Annotated in this window: 14 protein-coding genes; 5 read left to right on the top strand and 9 right to left on the bottom strand. The window is 45.2% G+C overall.

All coding sequences use genetic code 11. The features are described 5' to 3' along the window. Positions 1–73: 73 nt before the first annotated feature. Complete coding sequence (locus tag ACEW9O_RS22540; protein WP_373552468.1) at positions 74–2428, bottom strand: carboxypeptidase-like regulatory domain-containing protein; 2355 nt, start codon at positions 2426–2428, stop codon at positions 74–76. A 26-nt stretch (positions 2429–2454) separates the two neighbouring features. Further along, a complete protein-coding gene (locus ACEW9O_RS22535) occupies positions 2455–3432 on the bottom strand; it encodes a hypothetical protein (protein WP_373552467.1) in 978 nt (325 codons plus the stop codon). 494 nt (positions 3433–3926) lie between these two features. On the opposite strand from ACEW9O_RS22535, the gene ACEW9O_RS22530 reads away from it, so the two are divergent. Beyond that, complete coding sequence (locus tag ACEW9O_RS22530) at positions 3927–6302, top strand: beta-L-arabinofuranosidase domain-containing protein (protein WP_373552466.1); 2376 nt, start codon at positions 3927–3929, stop codon at positions 6300–6302. A 180-nt stretch (positions 6303–6482) separates the two neighbouring features. Further along, positions 6483–7418, top strand: a complete 936-nt coding sequence (locus ACEW9O_RS22525; protein WP_373552465.1) for a hypothetical protein — start codon at positions 6483–6485, stop codon at positions 7416–7418. Here ACEW9O_RS22525 and ACEW9O_RS22520 read toward each other — a convergent pair. The 4 genes from ACEW9O_RS22520 to ACEW9O_RS22505 form a co-directional block, all read right to left on the bottom strand. Continuing rightward, positions 7415–7888 (bottom strand): YbjN domain-containing protein, encoded by a 474-nt coding sequence (locus ACEW9O_RS22520; RefSeq protein ID WP_373552464.1) that lies wholly within the window; start codon positions 7886–7888, stop codon positions 7415–7417. The genes ACEW9O_RS22525 and ACEW9O_RS22520 overlap by 4 nt on opposite strands. Positions 7889–7940: 52 nt before the next feature. After that, positions 7941–8774 (bottom strand): 4,5-DOPA dioxygenase extradiol, encoded by an 834-nt coding sequence (gene ygiD, locus ACEW9O_RS22515; RefSeq protein WP_373552687.1) that lies wholly within the window; start codon positions 8772–8774, stop codon positions 7941–7943. A gap of 123 nt (positions 8775–8897) precedes the next feature. After that, entirely contained in the window at positions 8898–10220 is a 1323-nt protein-coding gene (locus ACEW9O_RS22510) for a rhamnogalacturonan acetylesterase (protein ID WP_373552463.1), read from the bottom strand. 60 nt (positions 10221–10280) lie between these two features. Beyond that, complete coding sequence (locus ACEW9O_RS22505) at positions 10281–11825, bottom strand: cryptochrome/photolyase family protein (protein ID WP_373552462.1); 1545 nt, start codon at positions 11823–11825, stop codon at positions 10281–10283. Between the two features lie 81 nt (positions 11826–11906). Between ACEW9O_RS22505 and ACEW9O_RS22500 the strand changes: the two genes are divergently transcribed. Next, a complete protein-coding gene (locus tag ACEW9O_RS22500) occupies positions 11907–12608 on the top strand; it encodes an SDR family NAD(P)-dependent oxidoreductase (RefSeq protein ID WP_373552461.1) in 702 nt (233 codons plus the stop codon). Positions 12609–12611: 3 nt separating this feature from the next. Here the strand turns inward: ACEW9O_RS22500 and ACEW9O_RS22495 are convergent, their stop codons facing one another. From ACEW9O_RS22495 to ACEW9O_RS22485, 3 genes are all read right to left on the bottom strand, one after another. Further along, positions 12612–13115 (bottom strand): CARDB domain-containing protein, encoded by a 504-nt coding sequence (locus ACEW9O_RS22495; RefSeq protein ID WP_373552460.1) that lies wholly within the window; start codon positions 13113–13115, stop codon positions 12612–12614. Positions 13116–13210: 95 nt separating this feature from the next. Then, positions 13211–13423 carry a hypothetical protein gene (locus ACEW9O_RS22490; protein WP_373552459.1) on the bottom strand — a complete coding sequence of 71 codons (213 nt, stop codon included), beginning with the start codon at positions 13421–13423 and terminating at the stop codon, positions 13211–13213. Positions 13424–13485: 62 nt separating this feature from the next. Next, positions 13486–14037, bottom strand: coding sequence for a hypothetical protein (locus ACEW9O_RS22485; RefSeq protein WP_373552458.1), 552 nt, complete (start codon positions 14035–14037; stop codon positions 13486–13488). A gap of 77 nt (positions 14038–14114) precedes the next feature. Between ACEW9O_RS22485 and ACEW9O_RS22480 the strand changes: the two genes are divergently transcribed. Then, positions 14115–14756 carry an HAD family hydrolase gene (locus ACEW9O_RS22480; RefSeq protein WP_373552457.1) on the top strand — a complete coding sequence of 214 codons (642 nt, stop codon included), beginning with the start codon at positions 14115–14117 and terminating at the stop codon, positions 14754–14756. A gap of 984 nt (positions 14757–15740) precedes the next feature. After that, a complete protein-coding gene (locus tag ACEW9O_RS22475; protein WP_373552456.1) occupies positions 15741–16373 on the top strand; it encodes a MarC family NAAT transporter in 633 nt (210 codons plus the stop codon). The last annotated feature ends 21 nt before the right edge of the window (positions 16374–16394 follow it).

Genomic DNA, 16394 nt, shown 5'->3' with positions numbered 1-16394 from the left:
CAAATTAATCGCTTTGTCTGTATTTTTTTATCGCCCCTAAAAAGAAGTTCCTATCAAATACCTTGTGCTTCATTTAAAATTGAAATTTATAAACAAAATTCGGGAAAAAACCCAATTGATAAGTTGTGCTGATGGACTCCCTTTGACTGCTGTACTGTTGGGAGAATACATTATTATGATTGGTCACATTCTGTAAATCCAAGGCAAATGAATGCGCCAGTTTTCTAGATTTGCTATTCAAGGTATAGCCAATTTTGACATCCAACCGGTAATAATTGGCATAATTGACAGAATAGACGTCCTCGCTCAGCACTTCCCGACCCGATGCTACTGAGGCGGTCAAGTCAACTGGGGTGTAATACCTGCCACCTGCATTGGTGTATTTTATATCTGTTGTGAAAGTATTTCTTTTCTCCTTTCCTATTTTCCATTCTTTTCCCGCCAAAATATTGAATACATACTTCCCATTGAAGGCAGTATTCCTTTCTATACCATCACTTCCGGTATATTTAGAGCTGTAAATGGAGGAAGTAAACAAGCCATAAAAACCTTTGCTGAAAAATTTCTCAATCGTCAGCTCCACACCATAGTTTTCACCTGTACCCTCGTTGACCAGGTTTGCTTCTGTGTCCGCTTTGAAAGTAGCCCCAGTATTCAACAAGGAAAAATTACTTGAATAGGCATGAACAGGAACATCATAAATAGACTGATAATACACTTCTGCTTTTAAACGCCAATCCGAAAAAGGCACCAAATCATAACCCAATACCAAATGGTGGCTTTTGGTAAAATCCAGAGCTTTATTGGTGTAACTCGTGGTATTCTCGCTGTTAGTTGTTTGTAAGAAGTAAACATTAATTGGCTGCATTTGAGCATGTAATCCGTAACCAAAATTCAAATTGCTTTTATTATTCAACGCGTATTTTAATCCTGCTCGGGGTTCGATAGAGGTTGAATTATTCAACAAAAACACCTGAGTATGTAACCCAATATTGACGGTCAGTTTTTGTGTTGCTTTGTACTGCAAATGGGCAAAGGCTTGACCCAGATTGGTATAGCTGTCCTCGTTCCAAATTTGTGTCCATTCTGTTGTATTGTTCCTTCTCTGTCTATAAAAAAGAGAGACCCCCAAAACTTCATCTAGAATACCTGCTTTTAAAAACAGTTTTGAACTTATTTTTGAATTGTAATTGACAATAAAATTGTATCCCGTTTTTCGCACATTTTGCTCTTCGCTGCTTTGGGACAGACCGGTTTCCCTGTTCGTATCGTACATGGTCAGGTCATTTTTGGTATAATTGAGGCCGATAAGAGAGCTCAAGTAAGATTTGGCATTCAGTTGTTTGACATGTTTAAGTCCAAAAATACCAATTTTGCTATCGAAGTCTGTATCATTTCCATTGCCATAAAGGCTACCCGTTGTTCCATCATCAAGGCTAATTGTGCTGGACGCCAAAATACCAAAAAGGGAAAAAGTTCCTGCTTTAGTAGTTCCGCTATTTAGTTTAAAAGATAAATCTTGATAAACAGGGGTTGACGGTGTTCCAATATCGATGCCTACATTTTGAGCCAAACCAGCTAGGGAATATCGATAACCGACCAAATAGGATGCATCATTTTTTTTACTAAACGGCCCTTCAGTAGTAGCTTCCAAGCCGGTTATAACCCCCATCTGCAAGGTTGTTTCTCTTTTTTGATTGTTGCCATTCCGCAGCCCTAAATCAAAAACTCCTGATAGTGCATTGCCATATTCGGAAGGAAAAGCAGACGTAAAAAAATCGGATGTTTTTAACAAGTTGGTATTAAGGGCACTCACTGCACCTCCAGTAGTTCCCACCGACGAGAAGTGATTCGGATTGGTCACATTCATTCCATCGATACGCCATAAAACACCAATAGGGGAGTTGCCGCGTATGACGATGTCATTTCGGCTGTCGTCGGGAGCACTTACCCCGGCGAAATTGGCCGCCAACCGGGCTGGGTCGCTTCTTCCACCGGCATAACGGTTAACTTCTTCCATCGAAAATGTTCTTGCGCTTATGGTAGCCAGTTCATTGACCGTATTCCCGTTTTTAGTCGCACTTACTACCACCTCTTTCAAGGATGCAATATCTTCCTCCATGTTGATATCCAGAATTACTTCTTTTCCAGACGTAACCACCGTGTTTGGTATAGAAATTGATTTATAGCCAAGGTAAGAAACGCTCAAGGTGTATCTGCCAGGCTTTACTTCAGACAATATATACATACCGTTCACATCTGTAACCGCGCCTTTTTTGTCATCCGTATTCACGAACTGAATTGTAGCACCTATTAATGGGTATTTTGACAATTCATCCACTACTTTACCTCGGATATTTTGGGTATTATTTTGAGAAAACAAGGGCACTGTAAAAAGAAAAATAAGCAATGGAAAGAGGTTTTTCATTGAAAATGAGTTTAAAAAATTATAAATTACTTGACCGTAAATCGAACGATGACCTCATTGTCCAAAATGACATTGGTACTCCAAATAAAAGAAGCATCATTGGAGCTATCGTCAAAAATATTGGTGAAATTGGTATAGGCTGATTTGCCATTCACTCCAATGGTGCTATTGGTATAAGTGCTTGCATTGGGCCATGCACTGTCATCATAATTTTTTGTGTACCAGTCGCTTGGAACTTTCCAATGCAAGGCATAATAAGCGGTTCCGTTGTTCGAGCCATCGGTATTGCAATTGGTTGTCAACCTGGTTGTTCCATTTTCGGTTGGGCAAGTCAAGTCCTTAATGGGGGCGGTGTAAAAGGTTTGTGCCTTCCATCCTGAGCCAGTAGTCGCAATGATCTTTCCGCTGGCATCTTTGAAAACGGCCACCATACCCCCATCTCCCGGATAATAATTGTTGCCTTGGTTGCTTTCCGAGCCCAAGCCGCTATTTTCTTCCCAATCCACCAATTTCATGGCGATGGTAAAAGGCTTATTCGCTTTAAAGCGGACAATATTGGAATTGAATTGAGTAAAGGGAACCTTGTCTTTGCCGACGGCTTTACCATTGATGTACATTTCAAAATAATTATCGGCAAAAATAAATGCTGTTACGACCTCGCCACCTGCGTCTACTTCAACAATATCAGCACCGCTTAATGCTGCTATCGCTGCTGTTGCGGAACTGTAAGTTACTCCTGAACAAGGGTTGTACAAATCTGAAGCAAAAGGGAAACTAGTGTTTGCAAAATTGACTTCGGATGGAACTGTCCAGGTTGTGCCATCACTTGAACTGATGGTTCCAATTGGCGCGTTCCTACCGCCTGAACACGAAAAAATATTGCTGGTAATTACCGTAGCCGCGCCTTGGGTTACAGATGCAGTACCAGAATAATCATCTTCGGAAGTGCTCACCGTATCATCTTCACTGCATGAAAATGGTGTGAAGGCGATGAATGGCAACAAGAGTAAGAAAGATAGCTTTGGAACTTTTAAACTTTTCACGCTTTGGATTTATTAATTTTCAAGCATAAAAGTAGTTGCGACGGAGATGCCTGCCAAAAGCAAAAGGGTGAGGTGCCAATTTCTACGGACGAATGCCTAAAGATGGGGGAAGAAACAAAATCAATGGTTTTCTATCAAAACAACCGCTCCAAACTCACCTCCGAATGAATTTTAAGTAAAACTAGCCTGCTCTTGTGCTCTACCGATGACCATATTGGTTAATTTTGGAAAAATCCACAATTCTGAGGCACTTATTTCCAGAATTGAGTTCAATTTTGGAAAAATCTATCTTTTTGAAGGACTTATTTCCAAAATTAACCCCATCAAACCACAAGCCAGAGTCAATTACCTCCGTATTCTTCCCACCTTTTCTCCAACTTCCCCATTTCAAGAAAAAAAGTAAGATTAACTTTTATTTTTGCTCCCAGCTTTTACCCAACCATAAAACCGGAAGTATGAAAAACCTTGTACCTTTTTTCACGCTGCTACTCTGCCTTTTGGGCCAAACTTTTACCCTTTCCGCCCAATCCTACGTGCCCATCGCACAAGAACCCAAAATAAAGGTCAAACCCGCCATCGCCCTGCAAGCCTATGGCTTCCCGCTGGAAGATGTACGCCTGCTACCTGGTAGCCCATTTTACACAGCAATGGAAAAAGACGCCGCCTATCTGCTCAAAATCGAGCCCGATCGCCTTTTACACCGCTTTTATGCCAACGCGGGTTTGCCCACCAACGCACCAGTGTACGGAGGTTGGGAAAGTGAAGGTTTGTCGGGGCATACCCTGGGTCATTACCTGTCCGCTTGCGCCTTGATGTATGCGGGTAGCAAGGAAGAAAAATACAAGGAGAGGGTAACTTATCTGGTACAGGAACTGGCGCGTTGTCAGAAAGCCCGCAAAACGGGCTATGTGGGTGCCATTCCGAAGGAAGATAGCATTTTTGCTCAGGTCGCTCGGGGTGATATTCGATCTTCCGGCTTCGACCTCAATGGCGGTTGGTCGCCTTGGTACACCATCCACAAGGTGATGGCGGGCCTGGCCGACGCCTACCTCTATACCAACAATGACCAGGCGCTGCAGGTGCTCAAAGGTATGTCGGATTGGACCGGGGCGGTAGTGAACAAACTCGATGACGCCCAACGCCAAAAAATGCTCAAGTGTGAATACGGCGGTATGAATGAGATCCTGGCCAATGTCTACGCCTTCACGGGTGAAAAAAAATACCTCGACCTTTCTTACAAGTTCTTTGACGACTTTGTGATGGAGCCCCTCTCCAAAAAAATCGACCCACTGCCTGGCAAACATTCCAATACCAACGTACCCAAAGCCATCGGCAGTGCCCGCCAATACCAGCTAACTGGCAACACCCGGGATCAAACCATTGCCTCCTTTTTTTGGGAAACCATGGTGCACAAGCACAGCTACGTCATTGGTGGCAACAGCAACTACGAATATTGTGGCGAAGCCGGCAAACTCAGCGATCGACTCAGCGACAATACCTGCGAAACCTGCAATACCTACAATATGCTCAAGCTGACCCGGCAGCTTTTTTGCCAGGAGCCCAAAGCCGAGTTGGCGAATTATTACGAACGGGCCTTGTACAACCACATTTTGGCTTCACAAAACCCGGAAACGGGCATGATGACTTACTTTGTCCCTTTGCGGATGGGCAGCAAGAAAGAGTTCAGCGACGAATTTCGCACCTTCACCTGTTGTGTGGGCAGCGGCATGGAAAACCACGTCAAATACAACGAAAGCATCTATTACCACAGCGCTGATGGCCAGGGGCTTTTCCTTAACCTGTTCATTCCATCAGAATTGAATTGGCAGGCCAAGGGAATGACCGTACGGCAGGAAACCAACTACCCACAAAGTGGCAAAGTAAGCGTCAAATTTAGTGGCAAAAAAGCCCAGAAATTCAGCCTGAACTTGCGCCGCCCCTGGTGGATGAATACCAACTGGCAACTGAAAATCAATGGCAAACCCGTCGAAGCCGTGGCCCAGGCCAATGGTTATTACAGCATCAATCGCCGTTGGAAAAATGGGGATGTACTCGAATTGGACATGCCCATGCAGCTCTATACCGAAAGTATGCCCGATAACCCCAACCGCATTGCCTTCCTTTATGGCCCACTGGTACTGGCTGGCCAATTGGGCGATAAAATGCCCGATCCCTTGTACGGCACGCCTGTGATTTTGAGTGCCGAGCGCAAGCCGGATCAATTGGTACAGCCGCAAGACCTCGCTACCTTGAAGTTTCAATTGAGCTCGGCCGTAGCTAAACCCGTGGCACCCGTGTTGATTCCTTTTTTCCAAAGCAATAAGGAATATTACAGCGTATACTGGGATTATTTTACGCCTGAACAATGGACAGCCCGTCAGGCCGAATACGAAGCGGAAAAACAACGCCTCCAAAAAATCGAAGCCCAAACCCTGGATAATTTCCGCATCGGCGAAATGCAACCCGAGCGCGACCACAAACTCGAAGCCAGCGAGCGCTCCTACGTGAGCGATGCCATAGGCGTAAATGGCCGTGAAGCGCGTACCGGACACTATTTTGCCTTTGAAATGAAAGTACAGCCGGGGGGCAAAAACCGCCTGCTTTTCACCTACATTGGCGACGACAAAGACCGTAAATTCGACATCAAAGTAAACGGCCAATTGTTGCTCACTGAAACCTTGACCGGTGGACAAACTGGCCGTTTTTACGATCGGGAGTACCCTGTACCAGCCGAATTGTTGACAACGGGGGATAAAATTGTGGTGCGGGTAGAGGCGAATTATGGGAAAACGGCGGGCAGGGTATTTGGTGCTAGGATATTGCGGGATTAATTTTAGGGGCGATAAAAAAATAAATTGTTCATTTTGCCAAAGGATTAGATGAGTAAACGTTTCATTTCAAGTGTCTTATCTAATCCTTTGGCTCGAGAAAATGAACATTTATTTTTGCCCCACTACTTAGGTGGAGTTCCAGAGATTTTGTACTCTTGCCTTTCCAAATTCAAAACAGCCATGCGCAATACTATCTATTTTATCCTGGCCTTAGCCTATGCTCTTTTTTCCTGTACGACTGATCAAAGCAGCTCGGAAGTACAAAATGCTCTGGATGAATGGTTCCCCAAGCAATACAAAGTTGTAGAAGGTACTGAAATAAATGCAGCGGACTCGCTAGTATTGATACCCATTCAGTCTGTAACGGACCCTGAAATCCAGTTTACCGTCGATTACCTGCCAAAAAAGGAAAAAGGAGGCCTGGTTAAAGACTCCATCCAAAGCGCTTTTGAGGCAGCCAAAGTAAATGCCGGAGCAGCGGGCAATTTATTGGACGCATTGCAAAAAAATGGCTTCAAAAATGTGGTGGTAGGGACCAATCTGGCTCAAAATGCAGTCCAAATCCAATTTTACGAGGAGCCATTCAATTCAATCTTTAGCTCCCGCATGAAACACATCCAAAAAATCAGCGCAGCATGGGCTGCCCAGCGCAACATGGTGCCTTGCCGTTTAACTTTACTGGTGATGGAACCGAAAGCTTGGGGACAAAGATTTCAGGAAGTACTTGATGCACGTTTCGTTAACCGAGCGAATGACTGGGTTTATCAAAATACCATTGCCAATGCCAATGCTGACTTGGCTGATCCTGGCTCTTCGGAGTTTTTGCCGGGCAGCTTGACCTTGAGCGGTGGGCGGGAAATGGAAATCCGCAAAAAAGTACACGCCGAAGTGGTAGATTTTTTGCGGACTTCCAAAAAACTGAACTTTCATGTAGAGTTAATCGCGATGGTCAACACCGAATGGGATTTGCGCAACATGGAGACCATTCGCTACTATTTCCCTTATTGTCAACAAAGCGAAACGACCAAAGTCAACGGGAGTTGTATGGGGAATTTTGATGGCCGTGTTTCTTGTGTATACGAATTTAAGACCGGGGAAACACAGGTGGATTTTTAATTCAATAAGTTCGGAAACTGTTCCTTCAACTGATCATCCAGCGTATCGGCCCAGTGTTCAAAATCACTGATGAAAGTGGACAGTTCATTAAAATCAATGCCTTTGATGTCGCGCTCAAAGGTAGCCCAGACTTTATTGACATTGGGCAGAATGCTGAATTTGATGCCGAATTTTTCATCGTTCAACTCCAACAAGCGGCGGTAAAAAGTTAGCAATTGATTGGTAGCAGGAACATCCATTATTGGGCAGAAGACGCGGATGAAGTCCCGCCGTGATCCATTGTCGTAATTGAGCTTGTGGATCATGACCTGGATGGTGGCGGTGCCTTTGGTCCAGCTCCAAAACAACTTTTCCGAATTGTAAACGGTGTGCCGATCCAGGCCAACGGACTCTGCATAGCAGTGCACCATTTCTACCACTTTGTTGTACTGCACATCGGCAGGGTGGGATGGGTTTTGAGTGTTTTCCATGGGTATCGTAATTGGATTATGAAATACCCACAATATCGGAGTTTTTTAAAAATTATCCCAATTTCACCGAAGTCATTGTCAAAGACCCACCAACCGCTTTGTCATTGAAAAAATGCACCGGATCGTTCTTGTCCTGCAAGCCTAAAATGTAAAGCAGCGGATAATAGTGATCGGGCGTAGGAATGGCCAATTTGGCCGATTTGTTCAAATTTTCATAATTGATCAGTGGCTGGTGGTTGCCATCGCTGATGTGTTGTTTGAAGACCTCGTTCATCTCGATGGCCCAATCGAAGCCATAAGATTCTTTTTGGAGCTGCTCCCATGCGACCATGCGCAGGTTGTGCACCATATTGCCACTGCCCACGATGAGGACTCCTTTTTTGCGCAGCTCGGCCAATTCTTGAATCAATTCGTAGTGATACTGGGGCGATTTATAATAATCAATGCTCAGCTGTAATACCGGAATATTCGCTTCAGGATACATGTGTCGAATCACCGTCCAGGTACCGTGGTCAAGCCCCCATTCGTGATCCAAGCCTACCTCCGTTTTGGTAATGAGTTTGCGCGTATTTTCTGCAAGCACCGGGTCGCCAGGAGCAGGGTATTGTACATCAAACAAGGCTTGCGGAAATCCTCCAAAATCGTGAATGGTTTTAGGCATTGGCATCGCGGTAACATGGGTGCCCTTAGTAAGCCAGTGTGCCGATACCACCAAAACCGCCTTCGGGGTAGGAATGTTTTTGGCCAATTGTTTCCAACTTTGGCTAAATGCGTTGTCTTCAATGCCGTTCATTGGCGAACCATGACCCAGGAACAAGAGGGGCATTTTTACGTCTTGTTCTTCCAACTCTTCACGGAAGTTTTGAAAAGATCCCATCGTCATCATAAGCGCAGCTCCTGATATGTTTTTGATGAATGTTTTGCGTTTCATGCGCAACTTTTTTGTAAAAACGCTACAAGGTGAAAAATAGTTGTATATACATTGAATGTTGAAAAATCGTCAAATGTATCAGTTTTCATCCGGTCTTTTGAGGTTCATCCTTGGGCTAAGTGGCCAGTACCACGCTTGAAGCGGGTCAGGCTGGGCAGGGTTAAAGCGGCGAAATTGCGGCAGCAGCGCTTTGGCGAGAGGTAATTTTTGAGCAGCAATTCCTCCCGCAATGCAGCGGGCAATTTGCCAGGCCCCATAGGGATTAAAGTGGGTATTGTCGTTGAGCGCTTCGGTTTGGCCAGGAAAAGTATTGGCAGGATAGATCACAAAAGCGCTTTGACTAGCCTCCCGGCCCCAGGCCTCATACAGGATTTGACTCAGGGCATTGAGGTCGATCAAAGCCGTTTTTTCTTCCTGGGCCACCTGGCGCACTGCTTCAGGATAATCGCCCAGGGTATTCACAATTTTTCCATTGGCATCAAAATTACGGCGGTGCATACTCGTCACCAGTACAGGAATTCCCCCTTTGGCGCGTACCGCCTTGATGTACTCTTGCAGATCACGTTTGTAGCTGCTAAATGCGCCGATGCCTGGCCCTTGTTGCTTTTGATCGTTGTGCCCAAATTCGATAAAGAGGTAATCGCCGGATTTCATTAGCGAGAGTACTTTTTCCAGACGACGTTCACTACGGAAAGAACTCAGTGCTTCGCCCGATTCGGCATAATTGGCAATCACCACTCGATCGGATTTGAAAAAGGAGGGGATAATTTGTCCCCAGGCGGCATAGGGTTCTTCGGCTTGGTCAACCACAGTGGAGTTGCCCGCCAAAAATACGGTGGTCGCTTCCCTGAGTGGCTCGATGTGAATGGAAGAAACCGCTGGTGCTGGGCCATTGAATTCCAGCGTCAGTTTTTCGTCCCAATGGAAATAGGCGCGCTCCCGTGGTTTGAGTCGGATTTTGTTGCCAGTCGCATGGATCAGGGAATCGCGAAGGTGTACGTTGAATTGGATGGTTTTGAATTGCCCTGCTTTGCAGCGGATCAGCGCACTCATCAGGCGCCGATTTTCAACCCGGACCAAGGTGGATGAACTATCCCTGGCAGAACCTAGTACAAGGGTGACCTTATAATTGCCCTCGGCTAGTTTACTGGAAAAAAAGAAAGGTGAAGTAGACCGAACACTATTTTTTGCTTTTTGATTTACTACAGGATTAAAGGATAGAACGTCATGCCCAGGTTCAAAACCATAAGTATGGCTGATGGAATAGGGGAGGGGATCCTGAATCTGGATGGCTCCGTTGGTAGGAGCAGAAGCGCCAAAATCAAAATGTAAAACTTGTACATACAGCACTTGGCTAGACAACAAACCAAACCAAATCAGGCCATTCAGGATCCGATGCATCTTTTTATGCCCAATATAAAGACACATTTCGATACAACTGACCTGTACTTTCCTGATTTCCTAAAGCGAATTGACTTCTGTTTTGATCCAGTCCGCATGTGCCAGAATCTTGCCCCGTTCCTCTGCGTCCATTTTGTCCCAAATCTGATAAGCCATACCAATGCGGGGATTGCCGCGTAGCTTGAGGGTGTGGCGATCATAAAAATCCCAATAAAGGGCATTAAAGGGACAGGCTTTGTGGCCATAACGCAAAGACTTATCGTAATGGCATTTTCCACAATGGTCACTCATCTTGTGGATGTAATTGGCACTGGAAACGTAGGGCTTGGTACCAACAATGCCGCCATCGGCAAACTGACTCATGCCCCGCGTATTGGTGATCTCGACCCATTCTAGCGCATCAATGTAAATGCCGAGGTACCAGGCGTCTACCTCATCGGGGTGTACCCCCAAGAGTAGAGCAAAATTGCCTGTGAGCATCAGGCGCTGGATGTGGTGGGCGTAGGCTCGCTCTAAGGATTGACCAATGGCCTGTGCCAGACACCTCATCTTGGTTTGGCCAGTCCAGTACCAGGTGGGTAATGCGGCCTGATGATTAAAATAATTGAGCTGCGCGAAATTTGGCATTTCTGCCCAATAAATCCCGCGCATGTATTCCCGCCATCCGATGATTTGCCTCACAAAACCTTCCAGGGCAGCATAGGGTACATTTTTTTGATCTTTTTGCCAGTAGCTGATACATGCATCCACCACTTCGCGCGGATGGATCAACTTGACATTCATGGAAAAGGACAATCGAGAGTGGAACAACAACCAATCCCGATCGGTCATGGCGTCCTGGTAATCGCCAAAAGCACGCAGCCGAATCTGTACGAAGTGCTCCAGCAATGCCAGACTTTCGGCGCGAGTAACTGGCCAATTAAAATGCTTTGCTTGAATGGAGCCCATGGTTTTTACCCCCATTTTTTCCAGCATAAGCAGTATATTTTCGACATCGCGGTATTGAGCCAGCGTTGGTGGAACGCTAAGGTTCGTAGGCATTTTTTTGCGGTTTTCCGCGTCGTAATTCCAGCGCCCGGTGAGTGGCGTTTTGCCATCAGGCTCCATCAGGATTTGATGTTTCTCCCGCATTTTACGGTAAAAACTTTCCATCAGGTAGGTCTTTTTGCCTTTGAACAAATCGGCCAATTCATTGCGGGCACTCAGAAAATGCTCGCTGTCATAAACTTGGTGGGGAATAGACAAGCTTTGGCAAAAAGACTTTAACAATTGATCCAATCGCCATTCGTCCGGCAATTGGTATTCAAATTTTTGAATGGAATGTACTTCAATCAGTGCTTGACAATTCGCCTCAAAACTTTGCTGATTGTCTCGATCGTCCAGTTGAAGATACTTTACTGAATGCCCTGCTGCTTGAAGACTTTCGGCAAAAGCCCGCATGGCGAGGAAAAAGGCACAAATTTTTTGGACATGATGTTGGACATATTGGGTTTCGGGCAAAATTTCCATCAAAACGTACAGAATGGATGGGTCTTTGTCCTTTAACCAGGAATGTTGTGCATTGAGCTGGTCACCCAGGACGAGCCTTAAAGTATGGTAAGTCATTTTGTACGATTGGATGAGTTGTTGGCTCTAAACAAAGCGCCATGAAGTTTGTTCTTAGCACCACATCAAAAGGATTGAGCCATGTCAAAACATTACCTGGTGGTCGGCGGGAGCCACGGAATAGGATTGGAAATTTGTCGAAAATTGCTGCAACAAGGCAATGAGGTCACGGTCATTTCGCGTACCCTGGGCGAATTAAGTGAGTTGCCAGAAGTAACCCATCATGTACTTGATGTGAGTGTGGAGGAAATCCCCGCCGCCATCATTCCAGATAATTTACATGGATTGGTGTATTGTCCAGGCAGCATCAATCTGCGGGCTTTTGCCAGTTTGCCACTTGCGGCTTTTAGGGAAGATTTTGAGATCAATGTATTGGGTGCTATCAAAAGCATTCAGGCTGGGCTAAAGGCTCTGAAAAAAAATCCAGGGAGCAGCATACTCTTGTTCAGCACGGTAGCCGTTGGTCAAGGTATGCCGTTTCACAGCAGCATTGCCGCAGCCAAGGGGGCGGTAGAGGGACTGACTCGATCGCTGGCTGCCGAACTAGCTCCGAGCATTCGGGTGAATTGTATTGCTCCCTCCTTGACTGACACTCCATTGGCTGCACGGCTCTTGAGCAGTGATGAAAAACGGGAAGCCGCCGCCAATCGCCACCCCCTCAAAAGAGTAGGAGCTGCCAGCGAACTAGCAGCTCTGGCTACCTTCTTGTTGAATGCTGATGCTGCGTGGATCACGGGGCAGGTCATTCACGCAGATGGGGGCATGAGCGCAGTGCGGGTATGATGATTAGTTGAGAATTGGCAAGCTGAGGCTGGCCGTATTGTTGCTTTCAGACATTTCGGCGACTACACCCGTTGCATCTACCTTGAAACTGAGGGTTACATTGGCTGAGCCATAGGGGGCATTGCGGTGGATCAAATTGTCGGGCACCACAAATTCCACCTGCACTTGTTGGCCTGCGGCCAAAGCGCTGATATTTTGCGTCCTTTTGAGACTTTGGGCGCTGAAAGACTCATGGTCTACCCGCCAATTGTAGATGACTTCAACACTAAAGTTACCCGTAGCGATGGGGCCGGTATTGCGCACTGTGAGCAGAACCACTCGTGATTGGGGTGCGCGGTAAATCTGTTGTGGCTCACCATTGAAATTTAGCTCGGGTTTGAGGCTTAGATCCACTGCCCGCACTTTGGGTTGAACCGCCAATCGGGGCGATTGAATGGGCTGGCTTTGGGCTTGTAAGCTTTGAATGGCGCAATAGAATAGTGTGATGAGCAGGAAAATGGGTCGCATGGCTTGGATGTTTTTGTTGCTACAAAGCTCCGGCTTTGTAGCAACAAAAACATCCTCATAAAAGGGGAGGTGATTAAAATACTAAGAAATAAGGGCTATGGCTTTACACCCAAATGATCAGCTAGTTCATGGGTGCGGGCAAAGGAAAGGAAATCTGCAGTATCACGATTGTTAATGCGTTCGACCTCTGCCAAAAGCAAGTCAAGGGGATCGGCATCTACGATGGCCTCTAACTTATCTAGGATGGCCTCATTCTCAATGTCCAACAAACGTTTAATCAAATGTAATTTCCTCGCATCAATAGTCATTGATCCATTGTTTCAGCTGACAACAAAAATACAAAAAGGTTTGTTCCTGCGCCAGTCTTTGTTTACCGTTTGGTGATTCCCTTAATCCCCCAAACAATCAAGCCAATCACACTCCCCCCGATGGTCGCAAACACTAAAACCCACTTGCATAGGGTAAAAATGCCCCCCAATTTGGCTACACCGATCAATTTTTCAGGATATGCATTCAGCATGGTAATGATGGTAGCATTTTCTGCGTAGTCGAACACTACCGCAAGCAGTGGCAAAAAAGCCAGATAAGGCAACCACTTATTGCTAGGCGCAATTTTGCGTACCAAAAAAGTGAGTAACAAAGCAAATGCAATGCCGTAAATAATGGGATAAACTACATCTGCTGTCAGATCAATGATGAGGTAGAGTGACCGGCCAGCTTCGCCATAAGAATCGAGTAACGCATAACCTTGCTCAGGCGTCCAGGTGGGAATACTCAAGTCGATGGGGGCTACCGACTTTCCGGCAGCCTTGGTCATTAAAGCATGCATATAAGGCATAACCCCCATCATAAAAATTACATCCAATAGGACGAAGATGATGACATTGCGGCCAGTGGCCCATTTTTGCAATTTGTTCAGCATGGTTTCAGGTTTTGGTGTTGATTACTTTATTGCATTTGTGTCCAAAATACAGATATTGTGCCTTCAAATAAAAAAAAATGGCGGCATTTATCTTTGACATGGACGGTACGATGGTAGACAACATGATGGTACACCACCGCATCTGGCAAATAAAACTGGCTGAATTGGGTCTGGAAATGGATCTGGAAGCGGTTCGACAAACCATTCATGGCAAAAATGAAGAGATTTTGGCCAAACTTTTCGGCGACCGCTTTACCGCCGAAGATTTTAAACGCATCGCCTGGGAAAAAGAAAATGCTTACCGGCGCCAGTTTATCACTGAATTAAAATTGATCGATGGGCTGCCCGATTTTTTACAAAAAATCCACTCCAAAGGTATCCTGATGGGAGTAGGTACTGCGGCACCTGCCGAAAATGTCAATTTTGTGCTAGACAACATCTATGGTTTGCGCAATTATTTCCAAAGCGTAGTCCATGCAGGAATGGTTACCAAGGGTAAGCCAGACCCACAGGTGTTTCAAATGGTGGCTCAAGGTATGGGTGTGCCCATTGAAGACTGCCTGATTTTTGAAGATTCACCTACTGGCGTAGAAACAGCCCATCGAGCCGGATGCCAGGTGGTCGTAGTGACCACGACCCATAGCCGAAAAGAGTTTGCACGTTTCCCCAATGTGTTGCGCTTTATTGACGACTATCAACATTTAGATGATCTACTGTAGCAAAAAGGCTGCTTTTGGCATTCAAATGCCTTAAAAGTATGAAAATCAACGATGAACAACCAAAACACCCCGTTTTGCTGCGTATTTCTGTTGTTTGAGTGCGGTTTATCGAAATATTTTTCCTTAATTTCCATTAAACGAAAATAATTTCGTCCTTCGCGTGACTTTTTGGTGCAGGAGCGTCAGAAAAGCATACACATTGAATGAATGTGTGTTTTTGACACAATGAGCAGCGCTAAAAGTCAACTTTAGAAATTTTTTTAGCAAGAAAGAAAAAAAAATTACTCTGGAGTGTGACTTTGAAAAGTGAGTGCGTCAAAAAGACAAACAAAGCGAAAAAGCAAAGGCTTGATTAGCTTAGCGATAGACATAAGATTTTCATGATAGGTTATGGGTTTAGGTGTTATGGTAGGGGAGGATGTAAAGTTCTCCCCTTCTTTTCAAACTTGCCCAGGAGATGAGTGATCGATGAAGTCTGGTGAACTATCCAACTTGACAATGCATAAGAAAATGAGTTTTTTCATGAGATAGGGTTTTTAGTGCTTAGTGGGGGAGAAATTCCCCCTTTTTTCCTACTCTGATCACAACTCTACGAATTTGTAATATGGGTTTTAGGTGTTTTTCGAGGGGGAGTTTTACTCCCCTTTCTTTAAATCCCGCACAAAACCAAAGATATAAAGGGCGATAAAAAAATAAGTGTTCATTTTGCCAAAGGATTAGATAAGTAAACGGTTCATTTCAAGTGTCTTATTTAATCTTTTGGCTCAAGAAAAATGAACACTTATTTTTGCCCCACTGCTAATGCACGTTCACAGGATCTGAATATCCTTTTCCTGTGAGTTGTTTTGCAAAGTTTTCATGATATGAATATGGGTTTTAGGTGTTTTTAAGGGAAGTCAATCGGCTTCCCTTTTTTATTTCCACTCTTTTGCTTAATTTCTCAGCCGATTTTAAACATACTCTTCAGCTTTCAACTCTTGCCAGATGATGATTGAATTGTTTTTTGCCGTATTGGGTGCCCTGTTTTCAGTGGTAAACCCTCTGGGGGCGGTGCCAGTATTTTTGGCCATGACTCCGAATTACACTTCTGTCGAGCGCAATCAAACCGCGCGCAGCACCGGGATTTATTTCACCCTCATTTTATTGGGTTTCTTTTTTGCCGGGACACTCATTCTTGAGTTTTTTGGCATTCGCATCAGTGCCATGCGCATTGCGGGGGGAGTGATGATCTTGAGCTCGGGTTATGGCTTGATCAGTGGTAAGTTTGCCGAAAACCGGTCGGTGAACAAAGAGGTGAAGGAAGAAGCACTCCAAAGACAGGATATTTCTTTTGCCCCCCTGGCCATGCCCTTGCTTTCTGGGCCAGGGTCGATTTCGTACCTCATCACCCAATACAACGAAAACACCAGCTGGGAAGCGCATTTGGTGGTCGCGGCAGTGATCGTATTTTTGGGCATACTGGTGTATTTGATTTTGCGTTCGGCACCCTACCTGTACCGCTTGCTAGGCGAAGCAGGATTGAACGCCCTTTCCCGCGTTATGGGTTTTATTGTAATGTCCCTGGGGGTACAATACATCATCTTCGGCATCATTCAGTTGATCGAAGGGATGAAGTAAATTTGTTGTTAAAAAGCATAG

It is taken from the genome of Haliscomenobacter sp. (assembly GCF_041740695.1).
Taxonomy (GTDB): Bacteria; Bacteroidota; Bacteroidia; order Chitinophagales; family Saprospiraceae; genus Haliscomenobacter.
The sequence above is the reverse complement of the archived record's forward strand: the minus strand, read 5'-3'. Positions and strand labels throughout refer to the sequence as shown.

What these genes read in the sequence shown, in the direction of transcription:
- ACEW9O_RS22540 (WP_373552468.1), bottom strand. Translation starts at nt 2,428, where the DNA reads ATGAAAAACCTCTTTCCATTGCTTATTTTTCTTTTTACAGTGCCCTTG.
- ACEW9O_RS22530 (WP_373552466.1), top strand. Translation starts at nt 3,927, where the DNA reads ATGAAAAACCTTGTACCTTTTTTCACGCTGCTACTCTGCCTTTTGGGC.
- ACEW9O_RS22525 (WP_373552465.1), top strand. Translation starts at nt 6,483, where the DNA reads ATGCGCAATACTATCTATTTTATCCTGGCCTTAGCCTATGCTCTTTTT.
- ACEW9O_RS22520 (WP_373552464.1), bottom strand. Translation starts at nt 7,888, where the DNA reads ATGGAAAACACTCAAAACCCATCCCACCCTGCCGATGTGCAGTACAAC.
- ygiD (WP_373552687.1), bottom strand. Translation starts at nt 8,774, where the DNA reads ATGATGACGATGGGATCTTTTCAAAACTTCCGTGAAGAGTTGGAAGAA.
- ACEW9O_RS22510 (WP_373552463.1), bottom strand. Translation starts at nt 10,220, where the DNA reads ATGCATCGGATCCTGAATGGCCTGATTTGGTTTGGTTTGTTGTCTAGC.
- ACEW9O_RS22505 (WP_373552462.1), bottom strand. Translation starts at nt 11,825, where the DNA reads ATGACTTACCATACTTTAAGGCTCGTCCTGGGTGACCAGCTCAATGCA.
- ACEW9O_RS22500 (WP_373552461.1), top strand. Translation starts at nt 11,907, where the DNA reads ATGTCAAAACATTACCTGGTGGTCGGCGGGAGCCACGGAATAGGATTG.
- ACEW9O_RS22495 (WP_373552460.1), bottom strand. Translation starts at nt 13,115, where the DNA reads ATGCGACCCATTTTCCTGCTCATCACACTATTCTATTGCGCCATTCAA.
- ACEW9O_RS22490 (WP_373552459.1), bottom strand. Translation starts at nt 13,423, where the DNA reads ATGACTATTGATGCGAGGAAATTACATTTGATTAAACGTTTGTTGGAC.
- ACEW9O_RS22485 (WP_373552458.1), bottom strand. Translation starts at nt 14,037, where the DNA reads ATGCTGAACAAATTGCAAAAATGGGCCACTGGCCGCAATGTCATCATC.
- ACEW9O_RS22480 (WP_373552457.1), top strand. Translation starts at nt 14,115, where the DNA reads ATGGCGGCATTTATCTTTGACATGGACGGTACGATGGTAGACAACATG.
- ACEW9O_RS22475 (WP_373552456.1), top strand. Translation starts at nt 15,741, where the DNA reads ATGATGATTGAATTGTTTTTTGCCGTATTGGGTGCCCTGTTTTCAGTG.